General features: G+C 44.2%; 19 protein-coding genes, 1 tRNA gene, 1 pseudogene and 1 other annotated feature. Of the genes and pseudogenes, 17 read left to right on the top strand and 4 right to left on the bottom strand.

The window, feature by feature from the left end:
• Positions 1-88 precede the first annotated feature (88 nt).
• Positions 89-1,537, top strand: a complete 1,449-nt coding sequence (locus LC20001_RS13835) for a DDE-type integrase/transposase/recombinase (protein WP_056943358.1) — start codon at positions 89-91, stop codon at positions 1,535-1,537.
• Positions 1,538-1,785: 248 nt separating this feature from the next.
• Positions 1,786-2,017 (bottom strand) — a binding site (T-box leader).
• Between the two features lie 115 nt (positions 2,018-2,132).
• Positions 2,133-2,855 carry a zinc ribbon domain-containing protein gene (locus LC20001_RS13830; protein WP_010010379.1) on the top strand — a complete coding sequence of 241 codons (723 nt, stop codon included), beginning with the start codon at positions 2,133-2,135 and terminating at the stop codon, positions 2,853-2,855.
• 190 nt (positions 2,856-3,045) lie between these two features.
• Here the strand turns inward: LC20001_RS13830 and LC20001_RS13825 are convergent, their stop codons facing one another.
• Complete coding sequence (locus LC20001_RS13825) at positions 3,046-4,242, bottom strand: acetate/propionate family kinase (protein ID WP_010010377.1); 1,197 nt, start codon at positions 4,240-4,242, stop codon at positions 3,046-3,048.
• A gap of 236 nt (positions 4,243-4,478) precedes the next feature.
• Between LC20001_RS13825 and LC20001_RS13820 the strand changes: the two genes are divergently transcribed.
• The 4 genes from LC20001_RS13820 (at position 4,479) to tyrS (ending at position 7,700) form a co-directional block, all read left to right on the top strand.
• Entirely contained in the window at positions 4,479-4,811 is a 333-nt protein-coding gene (locus LC20001_RS13820; RefSeq protein ID WP_003677813.1) for a thioredoxin family protein, read from the top strand.
• 168 nt (positions 4,812-4,979) lie between these two features.
• A complete protein-coding gene (locus LC20001_RS13815; protein ID WP_010010376.1) occupies positions 4,980-5,420 on the top strand; it encodes an MFS transporter in 441 nt (146 codons plus the stop codon).
• 70 nt (positions 5,421-5,490) lie between these two features.
• Positions 5,491-6,132, top strand: coding sequence for a histidine phosphatase family protein (locus LC20001_RS13810; RefSeq protein WP_010010375.1), 642 nt, complete (start codon positions 5,491-5,493; stop codon positions 6,130-6,132).
• A 314-nt stretch (positions 6,133-6,446) separates the two neighbouring features.
• Entirely contained in the window at positions 6,447-7,700 is a 1,254-nt protein-coding gene (tyrS, locus tag LC20001_RS13805) for a tyrosine--tRNA ligase (protein ID WP_010010374.1), read from the top strand.
• Positions 7,701-7,835: 135 nt separating this feature from the next.
• Here the strand turns inward: tyrS and LC20001_RS13800 are convergent.
• Together LC20001_RS13800 and LC20001_RS13795 are read right to left on the bottom strand one after the other, a co-directional pair.
• Positions 7,836-7,908 (bottom strand) — tRNA-Ala (locus tag LC20001_RS13800).
• A 110-nt stretch (positions 7,909-8,018) separates the two neighbouring features.
• Positions 8,019-10,808: a LysM peptidoglycan-binding domain-containing protein gene (locus LC20001_RS13795; RefSeq protein ID WP_010010373.1), complete on the bottom strand. Its 2,790-nt coding sequence runs from the start codon at positions 10,806-10,808 to the stop codon at positions 8,019-8,021.
• 541 nt (positions 10,809-11,349) lie between these two features.
• Between LC20001_RS13795 and asnB the strand changes: the two genes are divergently transcribed.
• The 9 genes from asnB (at position 11,350) to LC20001_RS13750 (ending at position 20,021) form a co-directional block, all read left to right on the top strand.
• Complete coding sequence (gene asnB / locus LC20001_RS13790) at positions 11,350-13,245, top strand: asparagine synthase (glutamine-hydrolyzing) (protein ID WP_035457012.1); 1,896 nt, start codon at positions 11,350-11,352, stop codon at positions 13,243-13,245.
• 75 nt (positions 13,246-13,320) lie between these two features.
• Positions 13,321-13,566 (top strand): metal-sensing transcriptional repressor, encoded by a 246-nt coding sequence (locus LC20001_RS13785; protein ID WP_010010371.1) that lies wholly within the window; start codon positions 13,321-13,323, stop codon positions 13,564-13,566.
• A gap of 127 nt (positions 13,567-13,693) precedes the next feature.
• Positions 13,694-14,140, top strand: a complete 447-nt coding sequence (locus tag LC20001_RS13780; protein ID WP_010010370.1) for a GNAT family N-acetyltransferase — start codon at positions 13,694-13,696, stop codon at positions 14,138-14,140.
• Positions 14,124-14,615 carry a helix-turn-helix domain-containing protein gene (locus tag LC20001_RS13775; RefSeq protein ID WP_010010369.1) on the top strand — a complete coding sequence of 164 codons (492 nt, stop codon included), beginning with the start codon at positions 14,124-14,126 and terminating at the stop codon, positions 14,613-14,615. Before LC20001_RS13780 ends, LC20001_RS13775 begins: the two co-directional genes overlap by 17 nt.
• Before the next feature lie 112 nt (positions 14,616-14,727).
• Positions 14,728-16,077 carry an FAD-dependent oxidoreductase gene (locus tag LC20001_RS13770; RefSeq protein WP_010010368.1) on the top strand — a complete coding sequence of 450 codons (1,350 nt, stop codon included), beginning with the start codon at positions 14,728-14,730 and terminating at the stop codon, positions 16,075-16,077.
• A gap of 125 nt (positions 16,078-16,202) precedes the next feature.
• A complete protein-coding gene (locus LC20001_RS13765; protein ID WP_010010366.1) occupies positions 16,203-16,502 on the top strand; it encodes a hypothetical protein in 300 nt (99 codons plus the stop codon).
• Between the two features lie 254 nt (positions 16,503-16,756).
• Positions 16,757-17,668 (top strand): ABC transporter ATP-binding protein, encoded by a 912-nt coding sequence (locus LC20001_RS13760; protein ID WP_010010365.1) that lies wholly within the window; start codon positions 16,757-16,759, stop codon positions 17,666-17,668.
• On the top strand, positions 17,655-19,277 hold the full coding sequence (locus LC20001_RS13755; RefSeq protein ID WP_010010364.1) for an ABC transporter permease: 1,623 nt from the start codon (positions 17,655-17,657) through the stop codon (positions 19,275-19,277). Before LC20001_RS13760 ends, LC20001_RS13755 begins: the two co-directional genes overlap by 14 nt.
• A 102-nt stretch (positions 19,278-19,379) precedes the next feature.
• Positions 19,380-20,021 (top strand): TetR/AcrR family transcriptional regulator, encoded by a 642-nt coding sequence (locus LC20001_RS13750; protein WP_010010363.1) that lies wholly within the window; start codon positions 19,380-19,382, stop codon positions 20,019-20,021.
• 294 nt (positions 20,022-20,315) lie between these two features.
• On the opposite strand, the gene LC20001_RS13745 is transcribed toward LC20001_RS13750, so the two are convergent.
• Positions 20,316-21,764 carry a DDE-type integrase/transposase/recombinase gene (locus tag LC20001_RS13745; protein WP_056943358.1) on the bottom strand — a complete coding sequence of 483 codons (1,449 nt, stop codon included), beginning with the start codon at positions 21,762-21,764 and terminating at the stop codon, positions 20,316-20,318.
• 329 nt (positions 21,765-22,093) lie between these two features.
• Here LC20001_RS13745 and LC20001_RS13740 point away from each other — a divergent pair.
• Together LC20001_RS13740 and LC20001_RS14465 are read left to right on the top strand one after the other, a co-directional pair.
• Positions 22,094-22,869, top strand: a pseudogene (locus LC20001_RS13740) (IS5-like element ISLpl3 family transposase).
• Positions 22,802-23,008 carry a hypothetical protein gene (locus LC20001_RS14465; protein ID WP_204773051.1) on the top strand — a complete coding sequence of 69 codons (207 nt, stop codon included), beginning with the start codon at positions 22,802-22,804 and terminating at the stop codon, positions 23,006-23,008. Before LC20001_RS13740 ends, LC20001_RS14465 begins: the two are co-directional and overlap by 68 nt.
• Positions 23,009-23,064 lie beyond the last annotated feature (56 nt).

Raw genomic sequence — 23,064 nt, 5'->3', positions numbered from 1 at the left:
CTAAGTGAAATTAAAAAACACCCGGACCAATTCTTCTGTTATCCTTGGTGTGCAACCAACAAGAATTCCAAGAAAGAAGGAGATCCGAGTGCTTACACCATTATTAACTTATTTAGTCCAAATAATCAAGTTCCAACGTGCATTGATCATCTTTTTGTTGGCCCAGCTGATTGATATTTTTGACCATTCGCGCTTGCCCAGCACCGATAAACCAACCTATAAACGCTTTAATCAATTTCAAGTTGACGATAAATTACCAATTTTAGCAGCCGATATTGGTCCAGAATCACTTAATTATGAGCAACTGATCATTGACTACATGACCAAAACCGGCAAAGATCTAAAACCAATTCGGCGCCGACAAGGCACCGTGATCACGTTCCAGAACCAACGTTGCCCACGCTGTAATGCCCCAAGCGACTATCTATACGCTAATAACGGTAAAGGTAATCAGCTTAAGTGTAAGATCTGCGCTTTTAGCTTCCAAAATGGTGATGCGCAGAAGAAGAAAGCGGTGGTACTTCGTTGCCCATACTGCCAACATCGATTGGAAGCTCATCACCACCGTAGTAACTTCGATGTGTTACGTTGTCCTAATGACCAATGTTCATTTCGTTTAAAACAAATCAAGCAGTTATCCGTAGCTGAAGCCAAACAATTCAAGGAACAGCCATCTAGCTTCAAAGTACGCTACACTTTCCGTAACTTTAAATTCGATCTCAAAGGCTTAGCGGCTAGTTCGCCAGTTCAAGCCAAGGTCGATTTGAGTAAGATCCAAGCCAGCCCTGAGGTTTTAGGGCTTGTCCTGACCTATCACATTAACTATGGCCTGTCGGCCCGTCGTACCGCAGCCATCATGTACGACGTTCACGGCGTTAAGATCTCCCACCAAACCATTCACAACTACGAAGAGGCGGTAGCGACCGTTATTCGACCATTCTGGGCTAACTATCCTTACGAACTTTCCAACCAATTAGTTGGTGATGAGACTTACGTCAAGGTCAAAGGTAAGTGGAACTATATCTTTTACTTTTACGACGCGGTTAAAAAGCTAATTCTAGCCGACTATATAACGCCCAACCGCACAACTGAATCAGCGGTCGTTGCCATCAATCAAGTCCTACAGAAGATGTCCGAACGTCCAGCCGACCTACAGTTCGTAGTCGACGCCAATCCCATTTATCAAGTAGCACAACTTTATTTTGCTCAACAAGGGATCAATTTTAAAATCAAGCAAGTAGTAGGGTTGACCAACAAAGATCCAATCAGTAAAGAGTATCGTTTCTTGAAACAAACAATTGAGCGTTTAAACCGTAGTTTTAAGGGCAATTATCGGTCGGCCACTGGTTTTAACTCACCAACCGGTTCAGCCAGTTATACCGCCTTATATTCAGCGGCTTATAACTTTTTACGCCCGCACGAAGCGCTAGATTATAAGGTGCCGGTACACCTACCAGAGCTGGACAATAAACCGCGCATGTACGATAAATGGTTGGCCTTGATTGATCTAGCACAAAGCCAATTACCAACTGCATAAGCAAGCATTAGTTTAGGACTAGAATCAAACTTATCTAAGCTGACTTTGTGTTGCCTCGAAACGGGCGATTGGCCGGATTAATACTGTGCGCGTACAGAACTAACCAACTAGACCACTCAATCCTTAAGTCGATTTCTACAGTTGCATCTACACCACCTTCTGAACCACGGTTTTCATAGAACTTTTGACGTTACCGTTTTGTGAGTTCTCTAGAACAACAAAAAAGCGTCCTTCTTCGTTGTTCACGAAAAAAGGACGCTTGAGCGCGGTACCACCTTAATTGCAATTCTAGAAATTGCCACTTAGCCACTTCTGCCTTAAGCAAAAATGCGCTGCGCTAACAGGCAGCTGACCGTTGTCACGCTCATTTTGCGCGACCCGCTCCGAGGCCATTTTCCTTGATTTTGTCGTGGCATCTTTTCAGCAAACGATGCTCTCTAAACACGCGCCATCTTGTACTTTCCTCTTCAATGCGTTTTTAAGATTACTTCATATTCTAGCGCGTGATAAAAATAAGTCAAGCGCAATTGTCGCCAGCCTGCATTCGTGCTATGGTTAATTCAACAATAAAACTGGTAATAGTAGGGGATGCACGGTGAAACAAATTGCGAAAAAGCTGTGGGCGATGGACTTTGGTAGTCTAGGCGTCGGAGAATTTATTTGCCCAAGTTGTGGTCAACCGGTTACATTACAGGAAGGAAAATGCGTACATTGCGGTTATGATTTAGTTGCCTATCGAAACACGCATGGTATTGTGCAGCCGCCATTAAGTTCGGCTGCATCAGCGGCAACCAGTGCCCGTGCTAATTTTGGCACGATCAATTTTGGCAGCAGTGCAGTTGCTGTCGCTAAACCAGCAGCGCGGCAGTTGCTACCTGCTGATGTGATTGAGTTTGATGCAGCAACGGAAGCAACATCAGTGGCGAGTAGTGCACCGGTAAAAGTGGCTACTTCGACTGTGCCATCCGCACCATCTGTCACCAGTGCCGCAATTAGGGAGACAACTAGTGCACAAGTTCACGCGGCCAGCAGTGGTAAACCAACAGTTGCCAGTGCGGCAACAGCTGATAATACTGCTAGTTTAGCGGCTTTAGTTGCTCAGGTGCAAAGCAACCAAGCTGTGGTCAATCAAATGTTAGCCCAGCTACAAAGTGATCAAGCCGCTTTACGTCAATTGACTGATAGTGTTGCCACTAGTGCTGCATCAGCGGCCGCCAGTGCAGCAATTGCGCCACGTCCACGTCAACAAAGCTGGTTGACTCGTCTTTTACAACGCCTTTTCAAACCGCGCCAACGGCAGTTACCGCCACCAAAATAGGTCAAATAAAAAACGCCAACCCGGAGGTTAGCGTTTTTTTATGTTTTATAGAATAGATAATTAAAGGATATGTCGTAATTAGAATAATGCCGTTTACTTTAGGTCATCTATGACCTTTTCCAAGCGAGCTTTTGAAGCCAATTTCATATTACCATATCCAAATTTGAAAGACTAGCTATTTTATAAAATGTCATCTTTGTGTAACATTGAGCGCTTGAACCGTCTGCCGCACGATTGCTAATTCTTCGTCGGTAGGGATCAATAATACTGCTGTCGATGCACCTGCTGGACTGATCACACCTTCACGTAACTTTTGATTGCGCTGTTCATCTAGTGTGATCCCTAAAGCTTGGATTCCACGAGTGATCCGCGCGCGGATATCGGCATCATTTTCACCAATACCACCAGAAAAAATCAATGCATCCAGGCCACCTAATTCTGTGTAATAGCTACCGATATATTTGACAATACGATTAACAAATATATCAATTGCTAACTTAGCCCGTGCATCAGTTTGTTCCGCTGCTTTTAAATCACGCATATCAGTTGAAATTCCAGAAATACCCAGTAATCCTGATTTATTATTTAATATATTGGTGACGTCTGTTGCATTAGCCAGCGCCAACTTTTTTTGTAAAAATGGCACTAATGCTGGGTCAGCATCGCCAGAACGCGTGCCCATGGTCACGCCAGCTAATGGTGTTAAGCCCATTGATGTATCAAATGGTTGCCCGTCTTTGATCGCGGTGATCGAAGCACCACTACCGAGATGCAAGGTGATCAACTTTAATTTTTTAAGCGGTTGACTTAATAAGTCAGCGGCTCGATTAGCTAGATACTCATGGCTGATACCATGTTCACCATAACGGCGAATGCGGTATTGTTGCGTATATTCATAAGGAATACTGTAAATGGCATTAACTTCAGGCATTCGTGTGAAGAATTGACTGTCAAAGACCGCAATTTGTTGCGCTTGTGGCAACGCTGCAGTCACTAATTTAATGTAGTGGGCAGCAGCTGGGTTGTGCAGCGGGGCATAGTCGCTTAAATTCAGGATCTGCTCTAGCACGGCTGGTGTGATCAGGGTTGCTTGTTTAAAAATATCCGCACCGGCGACTACCCGATGACCGACCGCGGTAATTTCTTGGCGCGAGTTGATCACCGCTAATTCTTCCAGCTTATCTAAGACTAAATTCACGGCCGTTTCAGCAGTTAGATCGGTAACGGATTGGCTAAATTTTTGTTCCGCTGTAGTTAGCTTGAAAGTCGCTACCGGCTGATTTAAACGTTCAACTAGGCCATGAGCAAGGATAGTTTCCATCGGTAGCGCAAATAATTTCCACTTAAGCGATGAGCTACCGGCGTTAATAGTTAAGATTCTTTGCATATGATCCTCCTAATATAAGGGATACGGATTGTTTGAATTTACTTATTGTTATCATAAACTATTTTTATGAAAAAATGAACTAAAAACTTTTTCAGAAAATAATTAGCTTATTAAAAGTCAGTAAATTGCTTTTTACGAGAAAATGAGTAAAATATAAAGCAGTTAGAGGCGATCAAGTTTCGTTGATCGCAGTATCGTTGTTAATAACTGAGTTTAATTATAAAGGAGTAATCGCGATGGAAGCTTTACCTAAAGTTACAAAAGCAGAACTACTCGAAAAAATCAAAACTGGCAAATATATGCTTTTCTTCTCCGCTGGCTGGTGCCCAGATTGCACATTTATCAAACCAGCAATGCCTGAGATCGAAGCCGAATACAAAGATTTTACTTTCTTAAGCGTTGATCGCGACGAAAATATCGATTTAGCCATTGAGCTTAATGTGTTTGGCATTCCTAGCTTTATTGCCTACGAAAATGGTGAAGAAATCGGCCGTTTCGTTAATAAGGATCGTAAAACAAAGCAGCAAGTCGAGAAATTCATCAATGAATTGCCAGTAGCTGCTGAATAATGAGCGTGATTAGTAGACCAATCGTAGTAATAACTATGATTGGTCTATTTTTATTATCTTAATTATGTAAACGATAATTAAATATATCATGTAATTGGTCTACATTTGAAAATAAGCAAAATAAATTGTTTTTCCAGCTCGTTGATGCTATTCTAAGTACGTTATTTCTTGTACGAAATTGCGGGGATTCCAGGTACAATTTTTGCTGGCTGGGTATCCGATAAGATTTTCAAAGGTCGTCGTGGCCCGGCTGGTTTTGTTTTTATGCTCGGGGTGACTGCTTTTACGATCGTTTATTGGCAAGCGACTTCGATATTTTGGATCAATCTTTCCTTGGTTATGATCGGCTTCTTGATTTACGGGCCAGTAATGTTGATCGGGCTACAGGCACTTGATTTAGTGCCTAAAAAGGCGGCTGGGACTGCTGCCGGCTTAACTGGACTATTTGGTTATCTATTCGGTTCGGTAATGGCAAACGCCTTTATGGGTATGATCGTTGACCATTTTGGTTGGGCAACGGGCTTTTTGACGATCGTGTTCGCAGCGTTGTTTGCGGCAGTCCTATTTGCGATAACGTGGAAAGTTCGTGGGCAACAGGTGACTAAGTAGCCGCTCTATTCTATAATGAGGAGGATATTCCTCCAGCAATTTATAGTGAGGTAGAAAAGGAGCGGCACTAATGACGGAACTTTATTTCATACGCCACGGACAAACGATCATTAATCAAGAAAAGAAGATCAATGGGGCACACGTTGATACGCCACTGACTGCTACTGGGGTGAGCGGGGCTCAAGCCGCTGGTCGGGAATTGCAGCAAGTTACATTCGACCAAGTTTTTGTCAGCCCGCAAAAGCGCGCTCAAGCAACAGCTAAATTAGTATTGGCACCTAATCCAACTGCACCAACGATGCAGATTGCTGAGCAATTACACGAAATGGATTTTGGTGATTGGGAGGGGCATTTAATCAAAGAAGCGAATCAAGATCCCGCGTTGCGCCGCTTCTTTGCTGATCCTGTTCACTACGATCCACAAAGTTTCCACGGCGAAACTTTTACGTCAGTGGTTGCACGGGGCCAAGCATTATTGCATCAATTAGTGAAGGCATTTCCGCAGCAACGGTTATTGATCGTCGGCCACGGGACGATGCTGACGCTGATGATTCGGTCAGCGCTGGGGGCATCTATTGGTGAGATCATGACGCAGCCACAGTTAGACAATACCAGTATCAGCGTGCTACAGGGCACGGCAGATATGTCGTTCACCTTGCCACGCTGGAACGATACGCATTTTCTAGCTAACGTCAGCCAAAAGGCCAATTAGCCTCTTTGCATAAACCCCTTTTGGCATCGACTATTGACAGGTCGGCCAAGCTAGGCTATATTGAAACTAATTTAATAATGAACACGTTAAGACTAGTAGTCGCTTAGTGGCATTGCAGAAAGTCAGTGGCGCTGAAAACTGATAGCAGCTAGGTGATGAATTACAACTTTGAAAAACCGTGTTGACGCGCATGTCGTTTACATGTATGAGTGGTAGCGTAAAGCTATAACTTGGGTGGTAACGCGGAATTTTTCGTCCCTGATCAATGGATCGGGGACTTTTTTTGTTTTAACGTTAGAAAAGGAGTAGAAATTATGACAGATATTATGGCGGATCTTACATGGCGCGAGGCGATCAATCAAGTGATCGACGAAGACGGACTTAAAGAACTAACGCAGAAAAAATCAATTAGTTTATATTGCGGGGTTGATCCAACTGGTTCTAGCTTGCATATTGGGCATTTGATTCCATTCATGGTGCTGAAACGATTCCAATTAGCCGGCCATCATCCCGTGATCGTTATCGGTGGCGGTACTGGTGCCATTGGCGATCCTTCGGGTAAAAATTCCGAACGAGTTTTGCAGACAATGGACCAAGTGCAAGCCAATAAAGAACATCTGACGGCACAAATGGAGAAATTGTTTGGTACGGAAAACTTCACGATCGTTGATAACTATGATTGGTTGTCCAAACTGTCATTGCTAGATTTCTTGCGCGATTACGGTAAATTATTCAACGTTAATACGATGTTGAATAAGGAAATTGTTGCTAGCCGGCTAGAAGTAGGGATTTCTTACACTGAATTTACTTATCAAATTTTGCAGTCGATCGATTTCTTGCATTTATACAAATACAACGACGTTCAACTACAAATTGGTGGCGCCGATCAATGGGGCAACATCACTGCTGGGACTGACTTGATCCATCGGCAAGAAGGTGCTGACGCTAAGGTCTTTGGTTTGACGATTCCATTGATGTTGAAAGCTGATGGGACTAAGTTTGGTAAAACTGCCGGTGGCGCCGTTTGGCTAGATCCAGAGCGGACAACACCGTACGAATTCTACCAGTTCTGGTTAAACCAAGATGATCGGGATGTTGTTCGTTACTTGAAGTATTTCACGTTCTTGGATCGTGCCGAAATTGAAGCTCTAGCTGAAAAAGTAGCAACGGAACCCGAAAAGCGGGAAGCACAACGGCGTTTAGCACAAGAAGTAACTAAATTTGTGCACGGCGAACAAGCAGTTGTTGAAGCGGAACACATTTCTAAAGCATTGTTCTCTGGCGATGTGACCGCTTTAACTGCAGAAGAGATCGAACAAGGTTTCCGTGATGTACCATCAGTCGATGTGACCGCTGAGAAGGCCAATATTGTACAATGGTTGGTTGACACCAAGATCGAACCTTCTAAGCGGCAAGCGCGCGAGGATGTGACGAATGGGGCGATCACCGTCAATGGTGAACGTATTCGCGACGTTGAATTTGAATTAGACCCCACGGCTGCCTTTGATGGGCGCTTCGTTATCGTTCGGCGCGGTAAGAAACGTTATTTCTTAGCACGAGTAAAATAAAATAGTTAAAAACGACTCAGTTATTGAGTCGTTTTTTTGTTCAATCAAAAAACCAGCAACTTAATTAAGCTGCTGGTTTTGTATAAAAGCAAAAATAAAAACCGTCGCTATAGCAAACGGCGGTCAGGTACGGAATGGATCCGAACGGACTTGAACCGTCGACCTCCTACATGCGAAGCAGGCGCTCTCCCAACTGAGCTACGGACCCAAATAACTTACCTAAATATTATAGCATATTTATGCAGTACTGGCGTAAGGAAAATAAAAAAAGCCGCTATGCCTGATGATTTCAGACATAACGGCTTTAAAATAATTCAATTAGAAGCTGATTTTTTGGCCAACGTAGATCAAGCTAGTATTGCTGATCCCATTTTTGCTGGCTAATGCTTGCACAGTAGTACCATGTGCAGCGGCGATGCTATACAGACTATCGCCACTTTTAACGGTATAACTGCTACTATTACTTAACTGTGTTACGGTAGCGCTAGTTGCAGTGCTACCGGATAACGTTAGTACTTGGCCGACGTAGATCAAGTTGGCGTTACTAATATTATTTTTGCTAGCTAGGCTGGCAGTAGTCGTCCCATTTTTGCTGGCAATACTGGATAAAGTGTCACCACTTTTAACGGTGTAAGTGTTACTAGATGATGTTGTCTTAGCAGTTGTTGTCACCTTAGCAGTTGAACCACCAACAACTAATTTTTGACCAACGTAAATTAGATTAGCATTACTAATGCTATTTTTGCTGGCTAAGTTAGCTGCAGTTGTATTGTATTTACTAGCAATAGCGGATAAAGTATCGCCACTCTTAACTGTATAATAAGTACTGCTGCTAGTTTGGCTGGCAGTCGAATTAGCTGTGGCAGTTGAACCGCTAACCAATAGTTTTTGACCGACATAGATCAAGTTGGCGTTACTGATATTATTCTTGCTAGCAATACTTGCAGTTGTTGTGTTAAAAGTTCTAGCGATTGCTGATAAAGTGTCACCACTTTGAACTGTGTAATACTTACTTGAAGTCGTATTGTTGGCACTAGTGTTGGTTGAAGTAGCAGCGCTGGAGCTGACGATTAATTTTTGACCAACGTAGATCAAATTAGCGTTGGCTAAATTATTTTTGCTAGCCAGAGTCGCAGCTGTCGTATTATAAGTCCGTGCAATCGCGGATAAAGTATCGCCACTTTGCACCGTGTAATACTTAGTATTACCAACAGTTGTAGTGCTACCAGTATTTGAGCTGCTCGTTGTTGTGGCAACATTAAGTACTTGACCGACATAGATCAAATTAGGATTACTTAAATTGTTCTTGCTGGCTAAATTAGCAGCAGTTGTCGCGTATTTATTAGCGATTGCCGATAAAGTGTCACCACTTTGAACTGTGTAAGTTGAACCAATGGCGGTGCTAGAACTGCTACTTGAGCTACCTGTAGAAGTTGAAACTGAACCACCACTGAAGGCAATCTGATCCCACGCTGTCAAACCGTAAGAATTGATAATATTCAGTAATTGACTGCTGTAGCTTGGTGCAGTTGCATAACCGTCTTGGCGAATCAAAGTGGTGGCAGTTGCGGCATTAGTAACGCCGATTAAGTTATGATAACGTAAATTCTGAGTTAAGAATAAGCCGTGGTCTTCGACGCTAGCTGAGTTATTTGGATAAACCCGGAAATAGTCATAGATCGTCGTCCAGTAACCGTAATATTCATTAGTTGGCAATGAAACGGATTGCCCGTTGTATGAGCCTTTGATCCCAAATAAGTTATGGTAATTAGCCGCTAAACTAGATTTACCCCAACCACTTTCAAGGATCGCTTGGGCTGCCGTTAAGGATGGTAAAATACCATATTTTTTCCATCCAGCAATGGCGCCGGCTTTAATACTATCTAAGAAAGCTTGGTTAGCCGCTGATAAGTAATAGTTAGCAGCTACGCGGGTAATTGTTTGGGCTTGACCAGTAGCTTTGTATTCAGCTAGAGCGACTGCTTTAGCTGAATACAAAGCAGCATCGTCAACATCGCCTAAAGCGTAAACTGGCGCTGAGCTAGCTTGGCTTGCTGCAGTACTCGTGCTCGCTTGGCTAGCAACCACTTCAGTTGCGGCAGTGCTTTCAGCACTGGCCTGGCTAGTTGCAGTTGAGTTACCAGTACTAGCGGTTGAAGTCGCTGCTGCAGCAGTGTCAGTGGACGTGCTATCCGTAGTCGCTTGATCCGTAGTTACTTCAGCAGCAGTACTGTCTGCAGTGGTATCAGTTGTCGCCGCTACGTCACTTTCAGCTTTGTCGGTAGTGGCAGTTGTATCTGTGCTAGTGGCTGCTTCATCAGATGTGGCCTTATCGGCATCAGTTGCAGCTTGCTCAGCTGTTGTCGCCTGGCTAGCTGTAGAATCAGCAGTTGCTGCCGAATTAGCTACAGTACTAGTAGTTTCTGTAGTGGCAGCTGTTGAGCTAGCAGTTTTTGCTTCGTTGCCAGCCGCCGCACTGGCTGTTGGCGTTGTACTCGTTGCTGCAGCAGTTTGGCTAGTTGTATTGCTAGCAGCTTTAGTCGTATCAGCTTGGCTCGCTGTACTAGTGGCTGTACTGCTTTCATTTTGTAATGCTGTTGCTAAAACCGTTTGGCCGCTGAGGGCAGCATTTTTAACTGCAGTTGAAGCTGCGGCTGATTGTGCAGCTTGGCTGGCAGCCGTTGATTTAGCAGCAACAGCCTTAGCGGCAGTGCTAGCCGCAGCCGACTTAGCTGCTAAGCTATCAGCCGTTGATTGTGCAGTTTGACTGGCAGCTGTTGATGCCGCCGCAGCACTTGCTGCTGCAGATTTGGCTGTACTAACTGCTGCCGCGGATTGAGCTGTACTGTCAGCTGTCGATTGTGCAGCCGTACTTGCTGCCGCTACTGCACTTGTTTTAAGTGTTGCTGTGTTGCTGGTTAAATCAGCGTTGTCATCAGTTGTGGCTTGGTCATCGGTCGTTTTAGTACTGGTAGCGGCATTAGCGGCGTTTTGAGCACCAAAAATACCTAAACCTAATGTTAAGACTGAGATCCCAGTGAAGACCCAGGTTTTCCCAGCCTTATACATTTTATAATGTACTTTCTGTTCGTTTGTTTCTTTTTGCATAATGATAAGATCCTCCCAAATTTTATACAACCTGTGTCTAACAGTTGAATGGTGGGTTAATATTTCAAAAAGTTTAAAATTAATTAAATTATTGTTAAATTATCTACTACTACATATGTATAAATTAGCATCTCATCAAAACGGTGTCAACGCTGAGTAGATTACATTTTGGTGACACTTACCGGGCTCGAACAGGTGTGCGTCTATTTTGCTTGTTACCGAATCGCAATATTTCCATTACAAATGAGCATATAATTTTATTGAACCGCCCCTGTTCTCTAACGCACATAATGTTATAATGAAAGTTATGCTTGTAAACATAAGGTAACCGTGCGCTGTGCGGTTATTTTTATGGCATGGTAATGGGCGTTCACCATTGCCAATTGTTTGGTGTAAACGTGTAAAATTAGGCAGATTCTTGCACATAGCTACGTTTACCGAACGATTCACTGCGTGTATCTTATCGGTAAACTAGGCTCTGTTCCAGAATCTGAGCGCCTAATTTTACACTCTGAATATTCACAACGAAAGAGGAGTTTATATGTGCGGAATTATCGGCTTTGCCGGCGGTGATTTGTCGGTTGATGATAAGAACTTAACTTTAGACAAACAAGTTGAAGTCATCAAACATCGGGGCCCGAATGACAAAGGAAAATATGTTGACGAAGATGTTGCGCTGGGCTTCCGGCGGTTGTCGATCATTGATCTCACCAACGGTAAGCAACCGATCTACAATGCGGACAATACTAAACTGATCGTCTTTAACGGCGAAATTTACAACTATCAAAGCGTGCGCGACGATTTGGAACAAAACCTCGGCTATGTTTTCAAAACGCATACCGATACTGAAGTTTTGTTGCATGGCTACGAAGCTTGGGGTAAGGACGTGCTTAAACGTATCCGCGGCATGTTCACCTTTTTCATCTGGGATACGGTCAAAAAGGAACTGTTCGGTGCCCGGGACTTTTTTGGGATCAAACCGTTGTACTACACCTATTTAGATGATGGCACCTTTATGTTCTCTAGCGAACTGAAAACGTTCATGAAGCATCCGGGCTTTAAAAAGCAGCTCAATAAGGATGCACTCAAACCTTATTTAATGAATCAATACAATGACTTGGATGAAACCTTCTTCAAAGGTGTCTTCAAGTTCCCCGCGGGCCATTATTTTATGTGGCGTGATGGTCACGTTGATATTGAACAATATTGGGATGCGGAATACAAAGAAAATAATATGAGCTTTGACGAAACGGTTGAAGCCATCAATAAATCAGTCGAAGAATCAGTTAAATTGCATCATATCGCGGACGTACCTGTGGGTAGCTTCCTTTCTGAAGGGGTCGACAGTAGTTACGTAACCAGCGTTTTGAAGCCAGAAAAAGTCTTCAGTGTCGGTTTTGATGAAACTTACAACGAAGCTGGTCGGGCTAAAGTGTTAGCTGACGATCTCGGGTTGGAATTTCACACGACCACGGTCCATGGTGACGATGCCTTCGCTAAGTTCCCATTGATGCAGTATCACATGGACGAACCTGATGGTAATCCTAGCCTAATTCCGCTGTGGTTCTTGTCAGAAATGGCCGCTAAGGAAGTTACCGTGGTGCTATCCGGTGAGGGCGCTGATGAAATGTTTGCCGGCTACGTCAATTATGGGATGCATTCGCACAATGAAGTGATCAAAGTTTTTGCGGAAGGCTTGCGCAAATTGCCACGGGGTACGCGCTATCGGTTGGCTAACCGAATCAAAAAAGGTCGTAACTTCCACGGTAAGGTCCATTTGTACACGCGCTTAGCCAAACCTAGCGAATTTTATGTTGGTGAATCAGTGATCTATACTTTCGAGCACCCAACGATTTTCAGCGCTGATGAAGCCAATAATTTAGTGACCGCTGCGTACAAAAATGATTTGAACGTTAGTGATAACTACCAACGTGATTTCAAAAAAGTTAAAGACGCTGACGAAGTGAAGCAAATGCAATACATTGATCTGCATCATTTTATGGCCAACGATATTTTACAAAAAGCTGATAAGATCTCGATGGCGCACAGCTTAGAATTGCGGGTACCATTCTTAGATCGCGATGTGGCTGAATTGGCCAACAGTATTCCTAGCAAGTATTTGTTGAACACTAAGGACACTAAGTACGCATTCCGCCGCGCTTCTGAAAAACATTTAGGTAAAGAATTTGCTAGTCGGCCAAAATTAGGCTTCCCAGTACCGATCCATCAATGGCTGCTAGAAGACAAGTACTATCAACAAGTACGTGATCTTTTCAGTCAGGATTTCGTCAAGGAATTCTTCGATCAACAACAAATTCTTGATCTATTAGAGGCGACCCACAAGGATACCCAAGATGGTCGTCGCCAAGTTTGGGTCATTTACACGTTCTTAGTTTGGTATCAAGATTACTTTATCAACTTGGATCAATTTCAATAGAAGAAAGACGTTTCAGTTACTCGCTAAAAAGAGTGGCCGAAACGTTTTTTCATATAGTAGCAGGGAGGAATCGACTTGACAACTAACGACCAACTTTTAAACCGATTAAAGCGCGCGGAAGGTCAGTTGCGCGGCATTCAAAATATGCTGACCGAGGAGCGCGCCGCCAAAGATGTGCTGATTCAGTTAACTGCAGTCCGTTCGACCATCGATAAAACGATCGGCTTGATTTTAGCGGCTAACGTGGCGGCTAATTTACCGGCAACGGCAGTCACGCCGGAATTGCAGGCGGCGTTAGATTTAATTGCGAAGACGAAATAAAGCGGTGACTTTTTGCGTAGATTAAATATAGTGGGGCTGTGGTTTTAATAGCTAGCTATAATTAATGACGAGGGAGTTCTGTATAATATGCTAAAATAGCATATTATGCTATAATAAAGCTATGGAAATGACTTATCAACGTGTTACCCAAGCAGAATTTTTGGCTAAGTATTGGCCAGAAATAAATTTCCAATTTAATTGGGCAAATTTACTTCAAATGTACCCAAACGGGCAACTATTTATTGCATTGTTGGAAACACGACTTGTTGGTGTGATTCTATTTGAGCGGATTTTCAGCAACGAATTTGATCGGATCCATAATGTGGAAGTCGCTAGTCAGATGCGTCAGCGCCATATCGGGGCGCACCTGATCGCTCAAGTTGCGCAAGACTCATTTGATCACGCGTTTGCCGGATTTGTCCAACTAACGACCAAGACTAACGGTGCTGAAAAGTTCTATGCGCGATTGGGCGGCATTGTTGATCATCAAAATGTTATTTTCTATCCTGATGCAAGCATGGCCTTGATCAAACGTTATTTGAGTGGAGGAAATTGCCATGATCAATCTAAATGAATCAGCAGGAAAGCAACTAGATTTGACTGACAGCAATGCGGTTGCTGCGGCGTTAAAACATTACGGTGAGATTATTGAAACTTATGCCAGTGATGATCAGCGTTCTATGGTGGCTGGGGATGCGCAAAGTGCGCTGATCTATGATCATATTCCGATTCGTGTTTATCACTTGATGCTCACGCAGCTGGACCACACGATCACATACCAGGAGACCGCGGCGTTGATCGTTGCCAGTTATACTGGTAAGGATATTAGCGAAGTGCTCGACTTATCACCGGAAGTCAAATTAGCGCTTAAGTTTCAAATTGCCCGGCGACAAGCTAAAATGACGCAAAAAGAAGTAGCGGCAAAAGTTGGTAATATTAATCAATCACAGATCGCGCGGGCAGAACGGGTAAATACAATGTTGTCGTTGAGTCAGTGGGCGAGTTTATTTGCTGCGATTAAGACACCAGTGACGCTACGCCTTTATTAGACTGTATTTCAACTCACGCGCTGCTAAAAAGTAACCGCTATTCTTACTGACTGGGCCGTGGTAAAATCAGTTGATGGTTTTATTTGGTCGAGTTGGTAAAGGGAGACTGCTTATGAAAGTGATCATTATTGGCTGTACCCATGCTGGCACCAGCGTGGCACAACAGATACTAAAAACGCATCCGGAGACAGCGGTGACGATTTATGAACGTAATAATAACATTTCGTTTCTGTCCTGCGGGATCTCGCTGTATTTAGGCGGTACCGTTAAGGCGCTGGAAGATATGTTTTACGCCACGCCTCAGGATCTGAAAGACCTGGGCGCGCAAGTGCACACGCAGCATGATGTTTATAAAATCGATGTGGCCAAAAAGCAAGTCCTAGTTGAGGATCTGCTTTCTGGACGCAAATTTGTCGACCAATACGATAAATTAGTGATCACAACTGGCTCGGTTCCAGTGGTGCCGCCAATTCAGGGAGTTAGTTTGCCGAATATTCTGATCTGTAAGGACTATGCGGATGCCACCAAAATTGCAGCAACGGCGCGGGTCAAGAAGCACATTGCGATCATTGGTGGCGGCTATATCGGCGTTGAACTAGCGGAAAGTTACAGCAACACTGACCATCAAGTAACGCTGATCAATGGCTTGCATCCGCTGTTAAGTCATTATGTGGATACCGATTTTTCTGAAAAAGTGGCGGCTGATTTGGCGGCACATGGTGTCAAGTTAAAGCTAAATGAAACCGCGTTGAAATTTGATAGTGATGAACAGCATGTCTATATTCAAACGGATCAGGCTGAGCATCAGGCTGATCTGGCGGTGATCTGCGTTGGTTTTCGCCCGCAAACTGATCTGTTGGTGGGCCAAATCAAATTGAATCAGGACGGTTCGATCCACGTTGACCGTTATATGCGTACATCTGATCCGAATATTTATGCAGCCGGCGATGCGGTGGCGGTCCATTTTAACCCAACGCAAGAAGACGCCTACACGCCGTTGGCAACAAATGCCGTTCGCCAAGGATTGTTGGTGGGGATGAATATTTTTCAACCCACCTTGCCGGATATTGGCACGCAGGCGACTTCGGCGTTGCACCTTTATGGCAAAACGTTGGCTTCAACTGGCCTGACACTGGCGCGGGCACAAAGTCACGGCTTCACTGCTGCCGTAGCTAGTCTGACCGATAATTATCGACCAGAGTTTATGCCATCGACCACGCCGATCGATATGCGCCTAGTTTATGACCGCGCCACCCATAAAATTCTAGGCGGCCAACTTTATAGTGAATATGATGTTGCGCAGTCAGCGAATTTACTATCCGTTTGTATTCAAAATGAGAATACGATCGAGCAGTTGGCGTTTGTCGACATGTTGTTCTCGCCTTACTATGATCGACCATTTAATTACCTGAACCAGCTCGGTTTAGCTGCGATGGCACAGGAATCTGCGGTGAAACCCTAATTGACAATTTTATGGTGGACGCCTTTAATGATAGATAAGCTAGGTCGGATCTTAATGCTGGCTTGGTTATAATCTCAGCACGCAGTATTGCAAAATACACGCGCGACTTAAGGAGTTGTTCATTGATGGAATTTTTAACTGGAACTACAGGTGCTGGCGTTCACGAGCATCTTTTTAATATCCCTTCTCAAGTTGTTGGGCACCGTACGATCGCTAAAGGCGAAGTAACGGGTAATGGTAAGTTGCATCCAGCACCAGCACATGGTGTTGTGATCCCAGTCAAAGGGCGGATCAAGTTTTTTACTGAAAAGGGCAGCGAAGAAATTTATCCTGGGCGCGCCGTTGTGATGGAACGTGGCGAATTGCATAATATGGAAGGCTTGGAAGACAGTGAATTAATGGTCGTCTTGAGCCGTTTTGAATAATTAATTGATTTAGGTCGTGGTTGAAACAGCTTATGATGTAGCGATATTCCATAAGCTTTTTCAAACGTACGTTAGTCTGTTGCCGGATTTGCTCTGGCGCAGGCTATTTTTTTGGTCAAAAGGCCGCTATACTGCGCGTTTATTGGGCCAGCATAAAAAACTTTTCAAAATTGACTGGTTAGTCATTGACTAGTAAGTCAATTAGGATTACACTATGGCCGTAATCAATTAATCCGTGTAAGGAGGCTATTATAATGGCCCAATCAGTTGTAGAAATAAAGCATTTGCAGAAGCATTTTGGTAAGTTTCAAGCTTTGAAAGATATTACACTGACCGTCAATTCCGGTGAAGTTTTCGGTTTTATTGGTCCAAATGGTGCGGGTAAATCGACAACTATTCGCACGCTGCTGGGTATTTTGAAGAAAAGCGGCGGAACGGCAACGATTTTTGGTCAGGATGTTTGGCGCGATGCCGTAGCGATTCATAAACGTTTAGCGTATGTTCCGGGGGATGTTTATCTCTGGCCGAATTTAAGTGGCGGCGAAGTGATTGATCTTTTTTTAAAACTGAATGATCAAAAACATTCTGCGCGTACTGATACGCTGATCAAAGCTTTCGAGCTCGATGTTACTAAAAAATGTCATACCTATTCTAAGGGGAACCGACAAAAGGTAGCTTTGATTGCGGCGTTATCCACGGCAGCTGATTTGTATATCTTTGATGAGCCAACTAGTGGCTTAGATCCGCTAATGGAAGAAGTTTTCCAAAAGCAGGTTTTAGCATTAAAGGATGCTGGTAAAAGTGTGCTACTGTCCAGCCATATTTTAAGTGAAGTGGAGCATATGTGTGATCGCATCGCCATTATTCGTGCAGGACAAATTATTGAAACTGGTACCTTAGACGATATGCGTCAACTGAGTCGTACACAGGTGACGGTGACCACAGAAAAGGAAAATACACAGATCGGTGAAAATCCGGCGGTCCACGGTTTTAAACAGACGGGCAACAAAGCAACTTTTGCCGTCGATTCAGAAGCGTTGGCAACTGTGATCAGCGATTTAGCCCCATTAGGCGTTAAATCATTGCAAAGTACGCCACCAACATTGGAAGATCTGTTTATGCGCTATTACAACCAGCAGGAGGGTGTCGCTGATGACCAACACTAATTATGCGAAAACCGGCTTTTTGCTGCGGGTTTATTTACGTCGTGACTGGTTAAAAATTATGCTGTGGTTGATCGGGGTTGTTGGCTTGATGGCGGGGGCTGCCGGTAAATTTGATACGCTGTACGGCTCAAGCAAGGCCATGAACTCGATCATTACAACTTTACGCACACCGGCAATGGTATCGCTGCTAGGTCCCTTTACTGCAGAAAAGCCGTACACAGTGGCAAGCGTTTACGCAGCTGAAATGATGGTCTTCATGGGGTTATTCGTGGCGATAATGAATATCTATTTTGCGATCCACGCCACACGTACCGATGAAGAGTCTGGCGTCACTGAATTGGTCAGAGCGCGGGCCACTGGTCGGAATGCTAGTCTGACTGCGGCTATTCTTGAATTGGTATTGATCAACTTGATTGCTGGCGTGCTTGAAGCGGTGGGATTACAAGTTTCTGGTATGTCAGGTATTAATGCCGCAGGAAACTGGCTGTTTGGATTCAGTTTAGCTGCATTTGGGCTGATGTTTGGGGCTTTTTCGCTACTAGCCGCACAACTAGCCAGTTCCAGTCGTAGCGCCACGATTTTAAGTTATTTAATTCTTGGGCTCTTATTTGTTGCGCGCATGGTGACTGATATTCAAAATACGGATCTAACTTGGTGGACGATTTATGGCTGGATCGAGAAGTTAGATATTTATGGTCAGAATATTTGGTGGCCGGTGGGCTTGATGCTGATCTTGATCGGACTTGTCGGCGGAATGGCAATTACACTAGGGGCGACCCGTGATGTTGGTGCTGGCTTGTTGCCACAACGGGCTGGCCGCAGTCGTGCTTCAAGCCTATTGCGTGGTCCATTGACCCTGATTGCACGTTTGGAGTGCACTAGTACAATTATTTGGCTAGTGGCGTTGTTTATTCTTGGTGCCACCTACGGCTCGATTTTTGGCACTGCCGGCGATTTGATGAAAACCAATCCAACCATGGCTAAATTGATCGGTACTACAGCGGTGACCCAGGCCAATCGCGCTATCGTGCTGGCTTTTGCCAATAAATTAGTGATCATCTTTGTTGTATTAGCGACAGTTCCTGGTTTGATCATTTTGTTCCGGCTTAATCGCGATGAACGCAACGGCTATTTTGAGCAGCTGCACGCCAAGGCAGTTTCCCGCGGGCACTTGTATCTCAGTATCGTGGCCTTTGGCTTGGTCAGTGCCGTGATTGCTTTGTTGCTGGGCATTCTAGGGATGTACGTGGCTGGCGCGGCGTCAATGGGCGATGAAGCCTTGGCTGTTAGCCGCTTCATGCGGGCATTCTGGGGTTACGCGCCGGCGCTGATCGTTACTTTTGGTATTGCGGCGTTACTGGCTGGGCTAGCGCCTAAGCTGCAAAATATTGCCTGGGCGATTCCGGTTTATGGGCTGATCTCGCTGTACCTTGGTCCGTTACTAGACTTTCCTAAATGGGCGACTCGTATTTCGCCATACGGTTGGGTCAATCAAGTGCCGATCAATGCAGTTGCGTGGGATACCGCTGGTTGGATGACCGCTTTGGGCTTGATTTTGATTCTTACCGGGTATCTCACGTACGCTCGCCGTGACCTGTTAGTAAATTAGCAGCGATAAATAACAGTACTTTTGCGCTAAAACAGCTAAAAAAGGCAGCCAATTAAACGTTAATAAGCTATCATTAATTGTGTAGTAGGGAGAAGGCAGTTTATGGCAAAAACAAGACAACCGATCGATCCAGAAAAGAAAGCAAGAATTATTGACGTGGCAATGCATGAATTTGCACAACATGGTTACCGGGACACAAAAACTGACGACATTGCCACACAAGCCGATGTTTCCAAAGGGCTGATCTTTCACTATTTTAAATCAAAAGCTAATCTTTATTTGGAAACAGTTCGCCGGACTTTTGATAAGATCAATCAAGCGGCGGACTTGAGTGTCTGGCAAGACGCCACCGATTTGAAAACCATGATCGTACGTGCGCTGCGCTATAAAATTAAAATGCAATTACAGTACCCGGATGAATTTACGCTGGCGATGCAGGCCTACGGTGATACCAATGCGTTGCCGGAAAAACTACGGCCGCAGATGCAGGAAATCTGGCGCAGCGTTTTGGCCAATTCGGTACCTTTATTAGTGACCCCAGTTATCGACCGACTGCCGTTACGTTCTGGCGTTAAGCGGGATGATGTGCAGGCGATGATCTTGGCGATCTCTAATTTTATCGGCGAGCAAAGCAAAGTGATGATCCAGGCGAATCCGCAGCTTAAAGTGGCTGATTTTGATGGAATCGTTGAGCAGGCGATGGCGCTGATGGATATTGTTGAGCACGGCTTTTTGGCGGATTAACTAAATATTTAATTATTATTAACGGGGCTAACACCATTAGTGAATTTAATGGTGTTGGCTCTTTTTTTCTGCTCCGCACACATAGGTTTTGGCCTTATTGGTAACGTCAAAAGTTCTATGAAAACCGTGGTTCAGAAGGTGGTGTAGATGCAACTGTAGAAATCGACTTAAGGATTGAGTGGTCTAGTTGGTTAGTTCTGTACGCGCACAGTATTAATCCGGCCAATCGCCCGTTTCGAGGCAACACAAAGTCAGCTTAGACAAGTTTGATTCTAGTCCTAAACTAATGCTTGCTTATGCAGTTGGTAATTGGCTTTGTGCTAGATCAATCAAGGCCAACCATTTATCGTACATGCGCGGTTTATTGTCCAGCTCTGGTAGGTGTACCGGCACCTTATAATCTAGCGCTTCGTGCGGGCGTAAAAAGTTATAAGCCGCTGAATATAAGGCGGTATAACTGGCTGAACCGGTTGGTGAGTTAAAACCAGTGGCCGACCGATAATTGCCCTTAAAACTACGGTTTAAACGCTCAATTGTTTGTTTCAAGAAACGATACTCTTTACTGATTGGATCTTTGTTGGTCAACCCTACTACTTGCTTGATTTTAAAATTGATCCCTTGTTGAGCAAAATAAAGTTGTGCTACTTGATAAATGGGATTGGCGTCGACTACGAACTGTAGGTCGGCTGGACGTTCGGACATCTTCTGTAGGACTTGATTGATGGCAACGACCGCTGATTCAGTTGTGCGGTTGGGCGTTATATAGTCGGCTAGAATTAGCTTTTTAACCGCGTCGTAAAAGTAAAAGATATAGTTCCACTTACCTTTGACCTTGACGTAAGTCTCATCACCAACTAATTGGTTGGAAAGTTCGTAAGGATAGTTAGCCCAGAATGGTCGAATAACGGTCGCTACCGCCTCTTCGTAGTTGTGAATGGTTTGGTGGGAGATCTTAACGCCGTGAACGTCGTACATGATGGCTGCGGTACGACGGGCCGACAGGCCATAGTTAATGTGATAGGTCAGGACAAGCCCTAAAACCTCAGGGCTGGCTTGGATCTTACTCAAATCGACCTTGGCTTGAACTGGCGAACTAGCCGCTAAGCCTTTGAGATCGAATTTAAAGTTACGGAAAGTGTAGCGTACTTTGAAGCTAGATGGCTGTTCCTTGAATTGTTTGGCTTCAGCTACGGATAACTGCTTGATTTGTTTTAAACGAAATGAACATTGGTCATTAGGACAACGTAACACATCGAAGTTACTACGGTGGTGATGAGCTTCCAATCGATGTTGGCAGTATGGGCAACGAAGTACCACCGCTTTCTTCTTCTGCGCATCACCATTTTGGAAGCTAAAAGCGCAGATCTTACACTTAAGCTGATTACCTTTACCGTTATTAGCGTATAGATAGTCGCTTGGGGCATTACAGCGTGGGCAACGTTGGTTCTGGAACGTGATCACGGTGCCTTGTCGGCGCCGAATTGGTTTTAGATCTTTGCCGGTTTTGGTCATGTAGTCAATGATCAGTTGCTCATAATTAAGTGATTCTGGACCAATATCGGCTGCTAAAATTGGTAATTTATCGTCAACTTGAAATTGATTAAAGCGTTTATAGGTTGGTTTATCGGTGCTGGGCAAGCGCGAATGGTCAAAAATATCAATCAGCTGGGCCAACAAAAAGATGATCAATGCACGTTGGAACTTGATTATTTGGACTAAATAAGTTAATAATGGTGTAAGCACTCGGATCTCCTTCTTTCTTGGAATTCTTGTTGGTTGCACACCAAGGATAACAGAAGAATTGGTCCGGGTGTTTTTTAATTTCACTTAGATAATACAAAACCATTAGAAACAATAATTAAAACTAGACAAAATCGGGTACGTTTGACAGTACCGCCTTATTAAGGAGGAAATTAATATTAATCGGCGGATTATATTAATTGATGGTTAAACGATAGCGAACCAGCAAATTCAAGAGAATAAGTGAGTACACAATGCAACGATAAACTAGGGACTGTCTGAAAACTAAAAATTCAGGTATAATCTGAGGAAAAACGAATCGAGGCATTCCGATGACAACACCTAAACGATATGAACTGGAAGATGCTCAGTGGGACCGAATCAAAGGATACTTCCCGCCATACCGGACTGGCCGTCCATCAAGCCTAGACAACCGTACCGCCCTCAACGCTATCCTCTGGCTCATGCGCAGCGGGGCTCCTTGGCGTGATCTACCTGAACGCTATGGCTCTTGGAAAACGGTGTATAGTCGCTTCCGAGCCTGGGTAAGTTCAGGTTTGTTCGAACAGGTTTTTCTCGAATTGATTGACGATCCCGACATGGAAAACTTGAGCTTAGATTCAACGATCGTTCGAGCGCATCAAAAGGCCACTGGGGCAAAAAAAACGCCGAATGTATGGTCGAAAATCAAGCTATTGGACTAAGTCGAGGTGGCCGAACGACCAAGATTCACGCACTCGTTGACGGATTAGGGAATCCCTTGGGTTTTCGCCTAACAGGTGGTCAAGTACATGATAGCCAAGTTGCCAGTGAGTAGCTGGAAGGCTTCGATATTTCTCAATCAAATATTATCGCGGATAAAGCCTATGGCACCGCGAAACTTCGCCAGTATATTGAAGATAAAGCAGGCGTCTATACCATTCCGCCAAAGGAAAATACCAAAGACAAGTGGACCTGTGATTACCACGTTTATTGTGAGCGCCATTTGATTGAGAACTTCTTCAATCAGTTGAAGAACTTTCGTAGGATTGCAACGCGTTATGATAAGCTCGCTCATGTTTATCTGGCTACGGTCTACATTGCCTCAATTTGCATCTTACTTAAGTAGTTTTCAGACGGACCCTAGTAAACAAACAACGATGGCGTATACTTTTAAAAACATCCAACTTCAGTTAGCTGGCACCAGCATTCAACCTGGTGATTATAACGCGACGATCACGTATTCATGGACGGATGGTGTTAATTAAAGCGACTAAACGCAACCTTTTAGTTGCTGCTTCCAGTTCAAATAAAAATAGTCTTA

The organism is Loigolactobacillus coryniformis subsp. coryniformis KCTC 3167 = DSM 20001 (assembly GCF_002706425.1).
In the GTDB taxonomy this organism is placed as follows: Bacteria; Bacillota; Bacilli; order Lactobacillales; family Lactobacillaceae; genus Loigolactobacillus; species Loigolactobacillus coryniformis.
The sequence above is the reverse complement of the archived record's forward strand: the minus strand, read 5'-3'. Positions and strand labels throughout refer to the sequence as shown.

Excerpts from the sequence above, each read along its gene's own strand:
- LC20001_RS13825 (WP_010010377.1), bottom strand. The coding sequence starts at position 4,242 with ATGCAAAGAATCTTAACTATTAACGCCGGTAGCTCATCGCTTAAGTGG.
- LC20001_RS13820 (WP_003677813.1), top strand. The coding sequence starts at position 4,479 with ATGGAAGCTTTACCTAAAGTTACAAAAGCAGAACTACTCGAAAAAATC.
- LC20001_RS13810 (WP_010010375.1), top strand. The coding sequence starts at position 5,491 with ATGACGGAACTTTATTTCATACGCCACGGACAAACGATCATTAATCAA.
- tyrS (WP_010010374.1), top strand. The coding sequence starts at position 6,447 with ATGACAGATATTATGGCGGATCTTACATGGCGCGAGGCGATCAATCAA.
- LC20001_RS13795 (WP_010010373.1), bottom strand. The coding sequence starts at position 10,808 with ATGCAAAAAGAAACAAACGAACAGAAAGTACATTATAAAATGTATAAG.
- asnB (WP_035457012.1), top strand. The coding sequence starts at position 11,350 with ATGTGCGGAATTATCGGCTTTGCCGGCGGTGATTTGTCGGTTGATGAT.
- LC20001_RS13780 (WP_010010370.1), top strand. The coding sequence starts at position 13,694 with ATGACTTATCAACGTGTTACCCAAGCAGAATTTTTGGCTAAGTATTGG.
- LC20001_RS13775 (WP_010010369.1), top strand. The coding sequence starts at position 14,124 with ATGATCAATCTAAATGAATCAGCAGGAAAGCAACTAGATTTGACTGAC.
- LC20001_RS13770 (WP_010010368.1), top strand. The coding sequence starts at position 14,728 with ATGAAAGTGATCATTATTGGCTGTACCCATGCTGGCACCAGCGTGGCA.
- LC20001_RS13765 (WP_010010366.1), top strand. The coding sequence starts at position 16,203 with ATGGAATTTTTAACTGGAACTACAGGTGCTGGCGTTCACGAGCATCTT.
- LC20001_RS13760 (WP_010010365.1), top strand. The coding sequence starts at position 16,757 with ATGGCCCAATCAGTTGTAGAAATAAAGCATTTGCAGAAGCATTTTGGT.
- LC20001_RS13755 (WP_010010364.1), top strand. The coding sequence starts at position 17,655 with ATGACCAACACTAATTATGCGAAAACCGGCTTTTTGCTGCGGGTTTAT.
- LC20001_RS13750 (WP_010010363.1), top strand. The coding sequence starts at position 19,380 with ATGGCAAAAACAAGACAACCGATCGATCCAGAAAAGAAAGCAAGAATT.
- LC20001_RS14465 (WP_204773051.1), top strand. The coding sequence starts at position 22,802 with ATGATAAGCTCGCTCATGTTTATCTGGCTACGGTCTACATTGCCTCAA.